Below are 16,053 nucleotides of genomic sequence, written 5' to 3' on the forward strand. Positions count from 1 at the left end.
CACCGGGCCCGATCCGGCGCCGCCCGCCGGCAAAACCGGTGGCCCGGGTCCGGCCGGCGGGCGATCCTGGACGGATGCGCCCAGAACCCGGCCAGGTCACGCACTTCTCCGAGGACCCGACGATCACCCGGTTCGTCCCGCACGTCGCGGCGACCGCCCAGCAGCCCGGGGCCTACGTCTGGGCCGTCGGCGCCGACCGTGCCCCCGACTACTGGTTCCCCCGGCAGTGCCCGCGCGCCATGGCCTGGGTCGGCCCGGACACCTCCGCCGCCGACCGGCACTGGCTCGGCTCGCCCCGGGTGCACGCGGTCGAGTACGGCTGGCTGTCGAAGATCCAGACCACGGCCCTTTTCGGGTACCGGTTCGCCGCCGCCCCCTTCGAGCCCCTCTTCGACCACGCGCTGGTCGCCGCCGAACCCGTCGAGCCGCTCGGTCCCGCCGAGCCGGTGGGCGACCTGCTCGCCCTGCACGCCGGAGCCGGCATCGAGCTGCGGGTACTCGTCGACCTGTGGTCCTTCTGGGACGTCGTGATCGCCAGCACCCTGGAGTTCAGCGGGATCCGGCTCGGCAACGCGCGGCCCCGCCCGGGAAGCTAGCGCGACCCACCCCGGGCCGCACTCCACCCGCCGGCGACCGGGGACGGTCGTCAGACGGTCGCGACGTACACCGTGTTCGTCGACTCGCGGTCCTGGAGGAAGTTGTGGAAGCCGACCACGTGCGCCTCCGCCGTCGCGAACACCCCGCCGAGCACGGCCGTGAACTCCGCGTCCGGCGGGTCGTTGGACCACAGGGCGAAGACGCCGCCGGGGCGCAGGTACCGGGTGAGGCGGCGCAGGCCGTCCGGGGTGTAGAACGGCGCGTGGCTCGGGTGCAGCACGTGCCGGGGCGTGTGGTCGACGTCCAGCAGGATCGCGTGGTACGCGCGGCCCGGGGTCCCGGGGTCGTAACCCGATCCGGCCGTCATCGCGAAGAAGTCACCGTGCACCAGCGCCGTCCGGGGATCCCCGGTCAGCTCGGCGGCCAGGGGCAGCAGCTCCCGCTCGTGCCAGCCGATCACCTCGGGGAGCGCCTCGACGACCGTCAGGGACGCGACCCGCGGATCCTCCAGCACCGCCCGGGCGGTGTACCCGAGCCCGAGGCCGCCGACCACCACGTCGAGGTCGGGGCCGGCGAGTTCGGCGAGGCCGAGGCGCGCCAGTTCGATCTCGGCGACCGTGAACAGGCTCGACATCAGGTACTCGTCGCCGAGTTTGACCTCGTACACGTCGACCTTGAGGGTCGGGTCCAGCCGTCGTCGCAGGCTGATCGCTCCGACCGGCGTCTCACGCCAGTCGATCTCTTCGAATCGCGCGCTCAAGTGCCAGGTCCCGTCCGGTTAGCGTGGTTGACACCTTACACGCGGGCTGACCTGCACAACGGCACCTCGGCAGGCGCCTGACCAGGCGCGTCGGTCCCCGGGACCCGGCGACCGGCCGTGGTGGACGGTCTGCGACCGGCCGTGGTGGACGGTCGCGGCCCTGCGGTCGACCGTGGTGGACGGTCTCAGGCCTGCGGTCGACCGTGGTGGGTGGGCGATGGCAATCCAGCGGCTGGCCGGGTCGGCTCGGGCCGGCTGGGAGGTCGCGTCGGCCGGTGCTGGCGGTGTGGTGTCGCCGCGCGGTGCCGTCCCCACCCCTCGAGGAGACGTCACCGCGCGGCGGTGCGGGCATCCGACCTGGTCCGCCGGGCACCCCTCAGAACCCGGCGGCGACGGTCACCCACCAGGACAAACGACCGGCCGCCGGCCAGGTGGCGTGAGGTGTCAGACCTCATGTCGAGCGTGTCGCGGACCGGAACGCCCCGGTGCCCCGAGATCACGCCGTCCCGAGGTCTCGCCGTCCTGGCGTCCCGGCGACCCGACGTCCTGGCGACCCGATCTCCCGGCGACCCGACGTCCTGAGGTCCCGACGTCCTGAGGTCCCGAGAACCCGGGGCCCCGAGATCCCGAGGCCCCGGCGTCCCGGCGACGGGCGGAGCACCCGTCGCCGGGACCGTGATCAGGCGATCCGCACGTCGTCCACGGCCGCCTCCACCAGACTCGCCCCGCTCCCGTCGGTCGCCTCGACCGTGATCCGGACGCTCTGCCCGGCGTAGGAGGACAGATCGGCGGTGCCGGTCTGCCAGGTCGCCGGCACGGTCGTGGCCGCGCCGAGCTTCTGGAACACGACCGTGCCGTTCACCTTCACCCGGAAACCGTCGCTGGTGCTGGAGTTGTTGAAGTGCGCGAGGTAGTACCGGAAGGTGAGGGTCAGGGTCCGGCCCGACGGGAGCGCGATGGCGGGCGAGCCGACGGAGCTCGTACCCCCGTCGAGGTCGTAGTCGCCCGCGGCGGTGCCGGCGAGTCGGCCGGTGACCAGGCAGTTGGTGCCGCTGGGGGTGGTGCCCTGCTGGAAGGTCTGGCCGTTGTAGGTGGTCGCGGCGGGGTCCCCGCGTTCGAACAGGCCGCCGGTGGCGGTGTCGGTGCCGGCCGGGTTGACGGTCCAGCCGGTCGCGGTCTCGAAGGTGTCGGAGTAGACGACCCCGCCGGTGCCGCCGACGGTCAGCGTGTAGCCGGTGCTGCGGGTGCCGGCCGGGCCGGTGGCGGTGACCGTCAGGGCGTAGGCGCCCGGCGGGGTGGTCGCCGACGTGGTCAGGGTGAGGGTGGAGCTCCCTCCGGCGGGGACGCTGGGCGGATTGAAGGAGGCCGTGGTGCCGGCGGGGAGGCCGGACACGCCGGAGAAGGTGACCGTCTGCGGGTTCCCGCTGGTCACGGACGTGCTGATCGTGCTGGTCACCGAGCCGCCGGGCGTGACCTGGCCTGCGGCGGGGTTCGCGGCGATCGCGTAGTCGTCCACGCCGGTCGGCGGGAAGCGCAGCACCCGGTCGTCGTCGGCCGTCGGGGTGCCCCGGCCGTCGCGGTTGCTGGTCGCCACCCACAGGTAGCCGTCCGGGCCGACGGCGACGGTGCGCAGCCGGCCGTAGGCGCCGTTGAGTTCGACCGACCGGCCGGCGGGGTTGTTCAGGGGCACGAGCCACAGCCGGGTACCGCGCAGCGCGGCCACGAACATCGTCCCGTTGGCGATCGCCCCGCCGCTCGGTGAGGCCTCGGCCGTCGTCCACGTGGTCAGCGGGTTGCGGAACCTGGGGTCGGCGCAGGTGCCCTCGCAGGTCGGCCAGCCGTAGTTCGCGCCGGCCACGATCTGGTTGACCTCGTCGGTGGTGTTCTGGCCGAACTCCGTGGCGAACAGCCGGCCCTGCGCGTCCCAGGCCAGGCCCTGCACGTTGCGGTGCCCGAGGCTGTAGACGACCGAGTTGGCGAACGGGTTGTCCGGCGGGACCGTGCCGTCGGGGCGCATCCGGAGGATCTTGCCGTTGAGGCTGCTGGCGTTCTGGGCGTTGGCGGTGTTGTTGGCGTCGCCGACCCCCGCGTACAGCATGCCGTCCGGGCCGAACGCGATCCGGCCGCCGTCGTGGATGCTGGCCTTGGCGATCCCGGACTTCACGATCTCCTGGGTCTGCGGGGTGGCCAGCCGGAACCGGACGATCCGGTTGTCGCTGGCCGCGGTGAAGTACGCGTAGACGTAGCTGTCCTGGGCGTACGTCGGCGACACGGCGATGCCGAGCAGCCCCGCCTCGCCGGTGGGGACGACGTTCGGCACGGTCGCGGCGACGGTCGGGGCCTGGCCGGGGCTCAGCCGCATGATCCGGGCCCGGTTCCGCTCGGCGACCAGGGCGCTGCCGTCGGGCAGGAAGGCCATGCCCCACGGCACCTCCAGGCCGGTGGCCACCACCTGGGGTCGGGTGAAGTCGAAGCCGCCGGCCGCGTCGGTCCCGGGTGGCGGGGCCGCCCCGGTGGCTTCGGGGAGGGCCACCGCGGCGAGCAGGGCGGCGGTGAGGGCTAGGGCGATTCGGGGGCGCATGTCGGACTCCTCACGGGGAAACTGCCCCACCCTAGACGTACCCATTGATCAGACTCAATGCAAAACGGTAAACAGTCCTTTTTGGCACGTGCCGGGCGGCCGGGCGGGCGCGCGGAGCCCCCGCCCGGCCGACCGGAGCGTCAGGCGCAGACCACCGACGCCGCGCACAGCGGACTCAGGATCAGTCTCAGCTCGTCGCCGGACAGGCCGCTCGACATGCCCCCGCCGGAGGTGTAACTCTCCGCGACGAGCAGCGCGTTGCCGTCCAGCACCAGGACGACGTCCCGGAGCCAGAAGAGGTCCGGGGTGTACTCCCCGGGCCAGCGCATGCTGACCCTGCGGCCCTCCTCGCCGGGGTTCATGTGCGCGTTGATCCAGCCGCAGGCCTCCCCGCCGGACACGAGCGCCGTGAAAGCGGCCCGCGCCGCCACCTGGTCGGTGAACAGGAACACCTGGTGGCTGTAGACCGTCGGCGAGTGCGCCTCCTCGATCGGGCGGCCCGGCCCGGTGAGGGTCCGCGCGGCGGTCCGCCCCGCGAGGGTGACGTCCGCGCCGCCGGTCGGGTTGAACCGGGACGGGGTGGTGCGGGAACGGTCCACGGTCCAGCTTGGCTCGCCCTCGTGCAGCATGGTCAGCCCGGCGGGAAGGTCCGGCCCGGTGGCCGGGCCGCCGGCCACCGTCGAGGGGACGCACCCCGGCCGCGCGGGAAGGTCCGCCGGCGGCCAGTGCGGCGCGGGCCGGGTCGGGGTGGCACTCGCCGTCGCGCCCGGTCCGGTCGGCCACGGCCGCGCGGAACCCGAAGGTCCGCCCGACCCGGCGACCGACCCGCCCGGGACCGGACCCGAGGCGGCGGTCGCGACCACGGCGGCCGCGACCACCGTGCCCAGGCCCACGGTGGCCACCCGGGTCGAGGCGCGCCGGCGGTCACCCCGGCGGCGGACGGCGGACGCGGCCACCAGCGTCGTGCCGGATTCGACATCGGCGGCGAACGCGGTGAGCCGGCGGTTCAGGTCGTGGTCGGACACGGCTGGGTCTCCTTGTCGTCGAGCAGGACTGCCAGGGCCGCCCGGCCCCGGGACAGGCGCGCCTTCACGGCGCTGACCGAGGCGTGGGTCTCCTCGGCGATCTCGGCGACACTGAGGCCGGCGAGGTGGTGCAGGACGACCGCCCGGCGCTGGGCGGCCGGGATCTTGCGCAGCGCGTCGACGAGGGTCACGGTGTCCGGGCCGGGGGCCGGCACGCTGTCGGGCGGGGCCGCGCGCCGGTGCGACACGGCCCGCCGCCAGGTACGACGCCAGTTGCTGACCGCGATCCGGTACGCGACGGTGCGGACCCAGGCGGCCGGGTCGGTGTGGCCGGAGACGGTGGCCCAGCGCTGCCAGGCCCGGGAGTACGCCTCGGACACGGCGTCCTCGGCCTCGCACCGGTCGCCGACCATCGCGTAGATCTGGCTGATGACGCGCGGGGCGGTGGCGGCGTAGAACGCGTCGAACTCGGGGCTGTCACGCATCGGCGCTCACTCCTGCCGGGGTCGGGATCGTCATCCGGAAGACGCCCCGCGCGCGGGAACGGTGACATCACGTTTCGGCCACGGCCGGCGCGGGCGGGTTCGGCGACGCGGCGCCACCGTACCCGGCGAATGGTCCTTGTGGTCTGTCCTATGTCAGGGTCCGACCCCCGGTACCCTGATTTCCCGGTTGGGGGGTTTCGCCGGATGGCCGGGCGGCGGGGAACCGGGACGCTGGGGCGATGAGAAGACGAGTACTGATCGGGGCCGCCGTCGCCGTGGCCGTGGCCCTCACCGCGTCCCCCGCCGCCGCCGGCCCGTCCTGCCCCGACCTCGGACCGCCCGACGCGAAGGCCCTGGCGGCGGCCATCGCGGAACTCCCCAACGCCGACGTGACCGGGGCCCTGGTGCGGGTCACGGGCTCGGCCGGCCGGTGGACCGGCACGTCCGGGGTGTCGGACACGACGACCCGCGCGCCGGTCGACCCCGACGGGTACTTCCGGATCGGCAGCACCACGAAGGTGTTCACGGCCGTCCTGGTCCTGCAACTCGCCCAGGAGCGCCGCCTGGACCTCGGCCGTCCCGTGCAGGACTACCTGCCCGGGCTGCTGCCGGCCAGCTACCCGCCGATTCCCGTCCGCACGCTGCTCGACCACACCTCCGGCCTGCCCTCCGTCGACATCCCCGGCATGTACGACCCCGCCTGGGTCCTCGCGCACCGCTACGACCACTGGACCCCGCGGCAGGTCGTGGGCACGGCCACCGCGCACCCGGTCGAGTTCGCGCCGGGTACCGCCCAGATGTACACGAACACCAGCTACCTGGTCGCCGGGCTGCTGGCGGAGCGGGTGACCGGCCGGTCCTACGGCGAGCTGATCCGGGACCGGATCGCCCGGCCGCTGGGACTGCGGGGCACCTACGAGCCGGGGGACGACCCGGAACTGCCCACCCCGCACTCCAAGGGGTACCTGACCGTCGACGGCACGCTGAAGGACGCCACCTCGATGAACCAGTCCATGACCTGGTCCGCCGGCAGCCTGGTGTCCACGGCGCGCGACCTGGACACGTTCCTGTCCGGGCTGTTCCGGGGCCGGCTGCTCGGCCGGGAGATGACGGCCGCCCTGTTCACCGTGCCCGAGGTGCCGCTCGTCGAGGGCGGTCCGGCGATCTACAGCCAGGGTCTGATGCGGCTCGAGGTGAACGGCGTGACAGTCTGGGGCAAGACGGGCAGCCGCTACGGGTACTCCAGCGGCGTGTTCGCGACCCGGGACCTGGAACGGGTGGTCGCCTACTCGGTCAACGCGACGACGAAGAAGGCCGACGGGCAGCCGGCGATCGTGCTCCGGATCGCCGACGCGGCCTCCCGGTGACCGGTGGGCGGACGTCCGCCGACCACGGCGTCCGGCCCCCGTAGCACGCGCGGCGGATTCCCACCATTGCCAGCCTGGCGAAACTCTGGAATTTTAGAGCAACGCAGCTCGATGTCCGAGATCATCGTCAGTGCGGAGGTGGGGATGCGGACCCGGACGCATGTCACGTTCGAAGCTGCTCTGCGGGCGGCGATCGAGGACAGTGGGCTGACCCTGCACGGGGTCCAGAACCGGCTCGCCCGGCGCGGGGTCCAGATCGCGATCGCCACGCTGAGCAGCTGGCAGACCGGCCACAACCGCCCGGAGCGGATCGAGTCGCTCCGGGCGGTCACGGCCCTGGAGGAACTGTTCGGCCACGCCCCCGGCACGTTGACGGCCCTGCTCGGTCCGCGCCGGTCCCGGGGGCGGCAGCCGTTCGGGACGGCGGGCAACGCCTCGTACGAGTCGATGCCGAACAGTTCGACGATCGCGAAGTTCGTCGGCGAGCTGTGGCCCCTGACGCCCAACGACATGGCGGGCGTGTACATGGAGGAGGAGGTCGTGCTCACGGCCGGCCGGACCCTGTTCGAGATCCACACCCGGGTGCTGTCGGAGGCGAAGGTGGACGGCGTCGACCGGTACTTCGAGCTGAGCTTCGCCGAGCCCGGCGCCGATCTGGACACGATGGGCGTGACCGCCCTGCAGCACTGCCGGGTCGGCCGGGTGCGGCGGAACCACGAGGAGCGGGTCGTCGGCACCGAACTGCTCCTCGACCGGGTGTACAACGCCGGCGAGACGTTCATGATCGAGTACACCTCGCGGTTCGACCAGCGGTGTGTCGACAACGAGTACTTCCGGGCCCTGTCCGGCTCGCTCCAGCTCTACGTGCTCCGGGTCCGGTTCGAGGCGACGGAACTGCCCGTGCGGTGCTACCGGTTCCAGGCGACGCACGCCGAGCACCCCCGTACCGAGGCGGAGATCCGGCCGTCGAACGAGCACGTCGCCCTCCTGCCGATGAAGAACCCCGCGCGCGGGATCGCCGGCATCCGGTGGGAGTGGGAATAGGCTCCCCGGCTCAGCCGCGCGGGGTCAGGCAGCGGGCTCCGGCGATCCCGTTGGCCAGTTCGGTGCCGGACCCCGCCAGCACGACCACGGCGTTGACGTCGCCGGTGTAGGCCACCTCGGCGGCCGCCTCGCAGAGCTGCTTCGCCGCCGCGTGGTCCTCCTCGGCGAGGGTCGTCGCGACCACCACCGTCGTGCACTGGCCCTCCACCTTCACCGCGCTCACCACGGATTTCCGCAGGTGCAGGTTCACCGTGTCGGCGATCCCACCGCAGGGCCGCGCCGCCGTGGGGGCCGCGCCGGACGCCGCACCCGACGGCCGGTCGTCCCGGGTCGGCCCCGCACAACCCGCCAGGGCGAGGAGCAGGGCGAGACCTGTCAACGGGTACCTCATCATCGTGTCTCCCCTGTCCGCGCGGCGCGCCGTGCGCGTTTTCAATAGAGTGAAGCTCTAGTCAATAGAGCACTACACCCGCGCCCGACTGTCAAGGGGCGACCCTCCACCGGGGACGCCCCGGACGGTGACCCGCGCGCCGTGCGGGCATTCCCGAGCCCGCAGCACACAGAGTTCCCCGGGTCCGGCATGAGCGGGCGGCGGGATCAGGGGACGAACACACCCGCGCGGGCGGCGGCGAGCGCGGCGGCGGCCGCCCGGTCGGCGGCGGCGGTGGTCAGCGGTTCGCCGGTGACGACGAGCCGGAGGTAGATCGGGGCGGCGAGGGCCCTGATCAGCTCGACCGGGTCCGTGTCGGCCGGCAGTTCGCCGCGCCGGACCGCGCGTTCGACGAGCGGGGCGGCCCGCAGGATCCGGTCGGCGAAGATCCGCCGGCGGGCCTCGGTGATCTCGGGCGCGTCGGAGAGCATGGTGGTCAGCACGATCCGGCCGATCCGGCCCGTCATCCGGGCGGTCAGGTTGCGGGCGAGTTCCCGCAGGTCGGTGTCTATCGCGCCGGTGTCGGGCAGGGGGATGTCCGCGGCGACCCGCTCGGTGAGCGCGTCCGCGATGAGCGTCTCGCGGTCGGCCCAGCGCCGGTAGACGGTGGTCTTGTGCACGCCCGCGCGGCGCGCGACATTGTCGACGGTCAGCGCCGCGTACCCCACCTCGGCCAGTTCGGTGAGGGTCGCGGCGAGCACCGCGGCCCGGACCTTCGGGCCGCGTCCGATCGGCGGCTGGGTGACCCCTGACTCCATGGCGACTCCAGTTGCGTTACGGCGGCGGCGTGTGTCAGCCTGACCCTATCGCAACTCCAGTTGCGATAATGGGGGGAGACACACATGCTGGTACCGACGGTCAGAGGGTTCGCCCTGCTGTCCACCGGCCTGCTCGCCGGCGCCTTCGGCTACGGGGCGGTGAACCTGGTCCACGGGTTCCGGACCGTGCCCCTCGACGTGCGGCTGACGTTCCACACGGCGCTCATGGCGGTGAACGGGCCGGTCGTCCAGACGGTCATGGCGCTGGCGATCCTCAGTTCCGGCGCGCTGGCCGTCCTGACCCGCGGCCTGCCGCGCCTGCTCGCCGCGTCCGCCGGCGCCCTGGCCGTGGCCTCCTTCCTGGTCACCCGGTTCGGCAACGTCCCGATCAACGCGCGGATCAAGGTCTGGGCGGTCGGCACCGTCCCGCCGGACCACGCCGAGATCCTGGCCCGGTGGGAGCTGTTCAACAACCTGCGGACCGGCGCGGCGTTCGTCGCGTTCTGCCTGATCGTCCTGGTGGCCGTCGCGGGCGACCGGCTCGCGGGGCCCCGCGCCGACGGGCCGTCCGGGGCCTAGCGATCCACTGGTGCCGCCGGGTCCACTGTGCCATCGCCGGCCGAGCACTGGATTCAAGGCCGTCGATCTGGTTAGCTCAGCCCCGCATGGACAAACGCTACGAACTCGCCATGCCAGGGAGAGTTAGGACACCGCGATGATCGCTGGTCTGAGGAAGTTCCCGTTCTCCGCGCAGATCCTGGTGGCGCTCGTCCTGGGCGTCGGCCTGGGCCTGCTGGCCAGGGAACAGGACCTGTCGTGGCTGGCCACCACGCTCGACCGGATCGGCACGATCTTCGTCCAGCTCCTGAAGCTGGCCGTCCCGCCCCTGGTGTTCACCGCCATCGTGGTGAGCCTGGTCAGCCTGCGCCAGGTCCGCAACGCCGCCCGGCTCGCCGGACGCACCCTGCTCTGGTTCGCGCTCACCTCCCTGATCGCGGTCACGGTCGGCATCGTCCTGGGCCTGCTCACCAACCCCGGGCGGGGCGTGCAGCTCGACGTGGCCGGGGCCAAGGCGCCCGCCAGGTCGGGTACCTGGCTGGACTTCCTGACCGGCATCATCCCGGTCAACATCACCGAGGCGTTCACCAAGCCGAACGTGCTGCAGATCGTGTTCCTGGCCGTGGTCGTCGGCGCCGCCGCCCTCGCGGTGGGCGACAAGGCCGAACCCTTCGTGAACCTCAACCGGGCCGTCCTCGAACTCACCCAGAAGGCGCTGTGGTGGGTGATCCGCCTCGCCCCGCTCGGCACCCTGGGCCTGATCGGACACGCGGTGGCCAGCTACGGCTGGGACCTGCTCCGACCGCTGGCCACCTTCACCGTCGACGTGTACGTCGGCTGCCTGATCGTCCTGCTCGTCGTGTACCCGCTGCTGCTGGTCACCGTCGCCCGGCTCAACCCGCTCCGGTTCTTCGCCGGCGCCTGGCCGGCCATCGAGCTGGCGTTCGTGTCGCGCTCCTCGGTCGGCACGATGCCGGTCACGCAGCGGGTGGTGGAGCGCCTCGGCGTACCCCGGGAGTACGCGTCCTTCGCGGTGCCCTTCGGGGCCACCACCAAGATGGACGGCTGCGCGGCGGTGTACCCGGCCCTGGCGGCGATCTTCGTGGCCCAGGTGTTCGGCGTCGAACTGTCCGTCACCGACTACCTGCTGATCGCCTTCGTGTCGGTGGTCGGGTCGGCGGCCACCGCCGGGCTGACCGGCGCGATCGTGATGCTCACCCTGACCCTGACCACCCTCGGGCTCCCCCTGGCCGGCGCCGGCCTGCTGTTGGCGATCGACCCGATCCTCGACATGATCCGGACGGCGACGAACGTGGCCGGCCAGGCGCTGGTGCCGACGATCGTGGCGGCCAGGGAGGGCACCCTGGACCGGGAGGCCTACGCCACCGCCGGCAGCGGCGGCCTGGAACCGGCCGAACCCGCCGAGCCCGCCGCCCCGGCCACGGCACCGGCGCCCGCCTGACCGCCTCCCCGGTCCCGCCCGGTAGCGCCCACCTCCCGGCTGTCGGCCGGCTCAGCGCGGCCGGCCGACGGCCGGTTCCCGGCGGCGCACGCCGAGGGTGGCCGCCGTCAGCAGGAACAGCACGGTCGTCACCCCCGCCAGGATCCAGGCCGGCGCCCCCACGAAGGACGGCGAGAGCTTGAGGGCGAGCGCCAGGTCCCAGATCTTCGTGAACCAGTACACCGTGAGCAGCAGGTGCACGGCCGGTACGCCGAACCTGGCCAGCAACGGCAGTCCCCGCCAGAACCAGGACAGGACGCCCCCGGCGCAGAACAACGCGGAGCCGACCGCGCAGCCGAGGAACAGCCACCGCTCGTGGGTCGCCGCGTTCGGCGTGACCAGCAGCGTGAGCATGCCGAGCGCCAGCATGACCGCGCCGAGGACCGGTCCCGTGAGCGGGTTCGCCGACGGTCGGGGCGGCGATGGCACGGGGCGCGAGACGGGTGGCGCGGTGCCGGGCGGGACGGGGGACGCGACGCCGCGCGCGGTGCCCGGGCCGGGCGCCCCGAGGCCCACGGCGGGTGACCGGCCGGGCGGCGGAGTAGTCGGCCGGGACGGCGCTGGCGCGGCGGACATCACGCCCGGTACGGCGCGCAGGGCCCCCTCCGCGACGACGGTCTCCGGTTGTTCCAGCAGCGTGGGCGCGATCCCGGTGGCCCGGTGCAGCAGGGTCGCCACCATCGGCACCCGGGTCGACCCGCCCACCAGGAACAGCCCGGCGATGTCCGCGGGCCCGGTCTGCGCCTCGCGCAGGGTCGCCAGGGTGACGTCGATGGTGCGCCGCAACGCGCCGCTCGCGGCCTGCTCGAACGCCTCCCGGGACACGTGCGCGTCCCGCTCCACGACCGGGACGAACACCGTGGCGTGCGACTGGCGGGACAGGGCCTCCTTGGCGGTACGGGCGTCGTCCCACAGCGCGCGGAAGTGCCGGCGGTCCGCCGCGTCGGCCGGGTGGCTCAGCCGCCGCCAGGCCTCCGGCGCGCCCGGTGCGACGGCCTGGGCGAGCTGCGCCACGACCAGCGCGTCCAGGTCCATGCCGCCGAAGTCGTCGATGCCCCGGTAGGCCAGCGCGTGGAAGCCCGTGTCCTCCCGGCGGACCACGCACACGTCGAACGTGCCGCCGCCCAGGTCGTAGACGACGACGCTGCGGCCGCCGAGCACCTCCTGGCCGAGGACGGAGGTGTAGTACGCGGCGGCGGCGACCGGTTCGGGGACCAGGGTGGGGCGGGGCAGTCCGGCGCGGGCGGCGGCCCTGGTCAGGACGTCGCGGCGGACCGGGCCCCAGGTGACCGGGCAGGTCATCACCAGCTCGGCCGGCGGTCCCCCGGCGGTGCGCGCGGCCTCGGTGGCGACCCGGGCGAGGGTACGGGCGGCGAGTTCCACCACCGGCCAGGAGTGTTCGCCGAGCAGGATCTCGACGTCGTCGATGCGCCGTTTCGGGTTCGGCTCGAAGCGGGCCGGGTCCAGGCGGGCGCTGTTCTGCGCGTCCCGGCCGGTCAGGACGATCCCGTCGGGTTGGGCGTAGACCGCCGAGGGCAGCAGCGGGGCGCCGTCGAACAGGAGCGGGCGCACCCGGCCGTCCGGGGTGGCGAGCATGGCGACGGTGTTGGAGGTGCCGTAGTCCACTGCCAGCCGGTATCCGCCCATAGCCGCGAATCCTAGCCCGGGGCGCGGTCCACTTTGGCGCCGCGTCCGGGGCGGCGGGCGGGCCCGACCAGTACCCATCTGTGCTTGAAGTTGCAAGATTTGGCGCCGCTTCGATCAACTCTTGACAATCCATGTCACTCGATGGCCTAATGCGGGGAACCACAGTGGTGCGAGCGACACGGATGGGAGTGCCGGATGTCCGGTTCACTGGTTGCCCGGGCGAGAGCCTCGGGAATTGTCCTCGCGGTCCTGGCGGGCGGTGCCGTGGCCGTGTCGGGCCCGCCGTCCGCGACGGCCGCGGTGCCCGCCGACCGGGCCTTCGCGGTCGCCGACGGGATCGTGTTCCCGGGCCCGGTGCCCGGCGCCGCGACCGGTTCCGTCTCCGGCACCTCGTTCACCCTGGGCAACGCCGCCCTGGCGACGACGTGGTCGGTGGGCACGTCCGTCTCGCTCACGAGCTTCACCAACAGCGCGGGCACGGCCACCCCGGTCACGGTCGCGGGCCTGTTCACCCTGACCCTGGCCGACGGCGGCACGATCACCACCGCCAACTCCACCCGCACGGCCGGCCCCACCCTGAGCACCGTCGCCGCCGACGCCTCCTCGGCCCGGCTGGCCGAGCGGTCGGCGGGCAGGGCCGTGACCACGACCTACCGGTACACCGCCGGGACGAGGACCCTGGAGGTCGACTGGACCGCCCTGCTCCGCGACGGCGCCAACACCCTCCAGCACAAGTTCGCGGTCCGGTCCGTGGCGGGCACCTTCGACATCACGTCGCTGCGGCTGATCGACCTGACCGCCGCCAACGCGCGCGTGCTCGGCCAGGACGACGGCAGCCCCGTCGTCCTCGGCGCGGCGGGTGCCGAGTCGGCGTTCCTCGGCGTCGAGAACCCCACGGCGAAGGCGACGGTCGCCGGGACGAGCGTGCGGATCGCCGTCACCCGCGCCGGGGACCTCACGCAGGGCACGACCTGGCGGTACAGCGCCGCGCTCGGGGTCGCGCCGGACGGGCAGCTGCGCCGGTCGTTCCAGTACTACGTCAACCGCGAGCGCGCCCACGCCCGGCGCACGTTCCTGCACTACCAGAGCTGGCTGGACCTCAAGCCGCCGGGCGAGAACGTCGACTCGACCGAGCTGACCACCGCGATCGACCTGTTCGGCACGGAACTCACGAACCGGGGCGCAAAGATCGACAGCTTCTGGGTCGACGACGGCTGGGACTACGTCCGCGCACCGCAGGTCGCCGACGAGTCGAACCTGAGGGTGTGGGACTTCGACCCGACCGAGTTCCCGAACGGGTTCGCCGCCCAGAAGGCCGCCGCCGCGCGCTACGGCAACGCGTCGATGTCGGTGTGGATGTCACCCTTCGGCGGCTACGGACAGAGTGCCTCGTCCCGCCTGGCGCTCAACGCCAGCAAGCCCGCCGGCGAGCGGCTGGAGACCGCCAACGGCGCCTTCCAGCTCGGCGGCACGAAGTACGGGGCCCGGTTCCGCGACGTCGCGTTCGACATGATGGACAACCAGGGGGTCCGCGGGTTCAAGTTCGACGGGATCGGCGGCGGGCTGTACCAGAGCGGCCCGAACGCGCAGTACCTCGCCGACTACGAGGCCCTGTTGACCCTGGTCGGGGACCTGCGCGCGCACCAGAAGGACATCTGGGTCAACGCGACCGTCGGCACCTGGGGCTCGCCCTACTGGCTGTGGTACGTCGACTCGATCTGGCGCGACGGCCACGACGCGAGCACCGCCGGCGCGGGCAGCACCTCACAGCGCTACGTCAACTACCGCGACTCGGAGACCTACAAGAACGAGGTGCTGCAGAACCCGCTGTTCCCGGTACCGAGCGTGATGAACCACGGCGTCATCTTCTCCGACAGCGGCACGTACTTCACCGCCGACTACGACCTCACCAAGCAGTCCACCCGGGACGAGGTCGGCCAGGACCTCAAGGCGTACTTCGCGCTCGGCCTCGGCCTCCAGGAGCTCTACGTCCGCAACACCCTGGTCCGGCCGAACGTGCCGGGGGCGAGCTGGTGGTGGGACACCCTCGCCGCGAACGCCAGGTGGGCCCGCGCCAACGAGGCCCTGCTCAGCGACGTGCACTGGCTCGGCGGGGACGCCGTACAGGGCCAGGTCTACGGCACCGCCGCGTGGACCTCGGCGGCCGGCGCGTCCAAGGGCACCATGATGCTGCGCAACCCCAGTGCCAGCCCGCAGACGTACACCGTGAACCCGAGGACGGTCTTCGAACTGCCGACCGGCGTGCACGGGACCTACAAGTTCACCGAACGCGACGGCACGCACCCCGGATTCGTGGCCGCGACCGCCACCCCGGTGACGGTCACCCTCGCCCCGTTCGAGGTCGCGGTGTTCCAGGCCGTGCCCACCGACGAGGCCCCGACCGGCGGCGACTCCCCCGTCCTCCCGCGGACCGGCTGGACGGCGACCACCGACAGCGCGGAGACCACCTCGGAGAACGGGGCGGCGGCCCGGGCGATCGACGGCAACCCCGCGACCATCTGGCACACGGCCTACGGCACCGGCGTCTCCCCGATGCCGCACCGGCTCGACCTCGACCTCGGCGCAGCCCACACCGTGGACAAGCTGACCTACCTGCCCCGGCAGGACGGCGGCACCAACGGCAACGTCGCCGGCTACGAGGTGTCGGTCAGCAACGACGGCACCACATGGGGTACCCCTGTCGCGACCGGCACGTTCGGCGCGGGCCCGGGCGTGAAGACGGTGACCTTCCCACCGGTCACCGCCCGGCACGTGCGGCTACGGGCCACGAGCGCGCAGAACGGGCTCGGCTACGCGGCGGCCGCCGAGGTCAACCTGTACGGCCGGCCGTACGCCTCCACCGCCCTGCTGAAGTCCGGCTGGACGGCCACCGCCGACAGCGCCGAGACCTCGGCGGAGAACGGCGCCGCGGCCCGCGCGGTCGACGGCAGCGCGTCCACGCTGTGGCACACCGCGTACAGCGGCGGGGTCGCGCCCATGCCGCACACCCTGGACATCAGGATGGAGGCCACCCACACCGTCGACCGCCTCGACTACCTGCCCCGGCAGGACGGCGGCACCAACGGGACGATCGCCAACTACCAGATATTCGTCTCCGCCGACGGGACCACCTGGGGCACCGCCATCGCCTCGGGGACCTTCGGGGCGGGCGCCGGTTCCAGGACGGTGACCTTCCCACCGGTCACCGCCCGGTACGTGCGGCTGAAGGCGACGAGCGCGCAGAACGGGCTCGGGTACGCCTCGGCGGCCGAGGTCACGCTGTACGGCATCTGAGAGCCC

Annotated in this window: 13 protein-coding genes; 6 read left to right on the forward strand and 7 right to left on the reverse strand. The window is 73.1% G+C overall.

Annotated elements, in window-relative coordinates; all coding sequences use genetic code 11:
• Positions 1 to 74 precede the first annotated feature (74 nt).
• Entirely contained in the window at positions 75 to 596 is a 522-nt protein-coding gene (locus AB0M43_RS01180) for a DUF6886 family protein (protein WP_363719967.1), read from the forward strand.
• A gap of 50 nt (positions 597 to 646) precedes the next feature.
• Here the strand turns inward: AB0M43_RS01180 and AB0M43_RS01185 are convergent, their stop codons facing one another.
• The 4 genes from AB0M43_RS01185 to AB0M43_RS01200 form a co-directional block, all read right to left on the reverse strand.
• Positions 647 to 1,357 carry a spermidine synthase gene (locus tag AB0M43_RS01185; RefSeq protein ID WP_363719969.1) on the reverse strand — a complete coding sequence of 237 codons (711 nt, stop codon included), beginning with the start codon at positions 1,355 to 1,357 and terminating at the stop codon, positions 647 to 649.
• A 679-nt stretch (positions 1,358 to 2,036) separates the two neighbouring features.
• Positions 2,037 to 3,938 carry a PQQ-dependent sugar dehydrogenase gene (locus AB0M43_RS01190; protein ID WP_363719971.1) on the reverse strand — a complete coding sequence of 634 codons (1,902 nt, stop codon included), beginning with the start codon at positions 3,936 to 3,938 and terminating at the stop codon, positions 2,037 to 2,039.
• 140 nt (positions 3,939 to 4,078) lie between these two features.
• The gene (locus AB0M43_RS01195; RefSeq protein ID WP_363719973.1) at positions 4,079 to 4,963 is read right to left on the reverse strand and encodes a hypothetical protein; all 885 of its coding nucleotides are present in this window, start codon (positions 4,961 to 4,963) and stop codon (positions 4,079 to 4,081) included.
• Positions 4,945 to 5,448, reverse strand: a complete 504-nt coding sequence (locus AB0M43_RS01200; protein ID WP_363719974.1) for a SigE family RNA polymerase sigma factor — start codon at positions 5,446 to 5,448, stop codon at positions 4,945 to 4,947. The genes AB0M43_RS01195 and AB0M43_RS01200 overlap by 19 nt, the downstream gene beginning before the upstream one ends.
• A gap of 239 nt (positions 5,449 to 5,687) precedes the next feature.
• Between AB0M43_RS01200 and AB0M43_RS01205 the strand changes: the two genes are divergently transcribed.
• Both AB0M43_RS01205 and AB0M43_RS01210 read left to right on the forward strand, forming a co-directional pair.
• Positions 5,688 to 6,815, forward strand: coding sequence for a serine hydrolase domain-containing protein (locus AB0M43_RS01205; protein ID WP_363719976.1), 1,128 nt, complete (start codon positions 5,688 to 5,690; stop codon positions 6,813 to 6,815).
• A gap of 111 nt (positions 6,816 to 6,926) precedes the next feature.
• On the forward strand, positions 6,927 to 7,859 hold the full coding sequence (locus AB0M43_RS01210) for a hypothetical protein (RefSeq protein ID WP_363719977.1): 933 nt from the start codon (positions 6,927 to 6,929) through the stop codon (positions 7,857 to 7,859).
• Positions 7,860 to 7,869: 10 nt separating this feature from the next.
• Here AB0M43_RS01210 and AB0M43_RS01215 read toward each other — a convergent pair whose 3' ends face one another.
• Together AB0M43_RS01215 and AB0M43_RS01220 are read right to left on the reverse strand one after the other, a co-directional pair.
• Entirely contained in the window at positions 7,870 to 8,253 is a 384-nt protein-coding gene (locus AB0M43_RS01215) for a hypothetical protein (RefSeq protein ID WP_363719979.1), read from the reverse strand.
• Positions 8,254 to 8,456: 203 nt separating this feature from the next.
• Positions 8,457 to 9,047, reverse strand: coding sequence for a TetR/AcrR family transcriptional regulator (locus tag AB0M43_RS01220; RefSeq protein WP_363719981.1), 591 nt, complete (start codon positions 9,045 to 9,047; stop codon positions 8,457 to 8,459).
• A gap of 84 nt (positions 9,048 to 9,131) precedes the next feature.
• Here AB0M43_RS01220 and AB0M43_RS01225 point away from each other — a divergent pair, with 84 nt between their 5' ends.
• Together AB0M43_RS01225 and AB0M43_RS01230 are read left to right on the forward strand one after the other, a co-directional pair.
• Positions 9,132 to 9,626 carry an anthrone oxygenase family protein gene (locus AB0M43_RS01225; RefSeq protein WP_363719983.1) on the forward strand — a complete coding sequence of 165 codons (495 nt, stop codon included), beginning with the start codon at positions 9,132 to 9,134 and terminating at the stop codon, positions 9,624 to 9,626.
• Positions 9,627 to 9,774: 148 nt separating this feature from the next.
• The gene (locus AB0M43_RS01230; protein WP_363720917.1) at positions 9,775 to 11,067 is read left to right on the forward strand and encodes a dicarboxylate/amino acid:cation symporter; all 1,293 of its coding nucleotides are present in this window, start codon (positions 9,775 to 9,777) and stop codon (positions 11,065 to 11,067) included.
• Positions 11,068 to 11,118: 51 nt separating this feature from the next.
• Here AB0M43_RS01230 and AB0M43_RS01235 read toward each other — a convergent pair whose 3' ends face one another.
• On the reverse strand, positions 11,119 to 12,753 hold the full coding sequence (locus AB0M43_RS01235; RefSeq protein WP_363719985.1) for an Hsp70 family protein: 1,635 nt from the start codon (positions 12,751 to 12,753) through the stop codon (positions 11,119 to 11,121).
• Between the two features lie 195 nt (positions 12,754 to 12,948).
• On the opposite strand from AB0M43_RS01235, the gene AB0M43_RS01240 reads away from it, so the two are divergent.
• Positions 12,949 to 16,047 carry a discoidin domain-containing protein gene (locus tag AB0M43_RS01240; RefSeq protein WP_363719987.1) on the forward strand — a complete coding sequence of 1,033 codons (3,099 nt, stop codon included), beginning with the start codon at positions 12,949 to 12,951 and terminating at the stop codon, positions 16,045 to 16,047.
• Positions 16,048 to 16,053 lie beyond the last annotated feature (6 nt).

This window comes from Longispora sp. NPDC051575 (assembly GCF_040681875.1).
Classification (GTDB): Bacteria; Actinomycetota; Actinomycetes; order Mycobacteriales; family Micromonosporaceae; genus Longispora.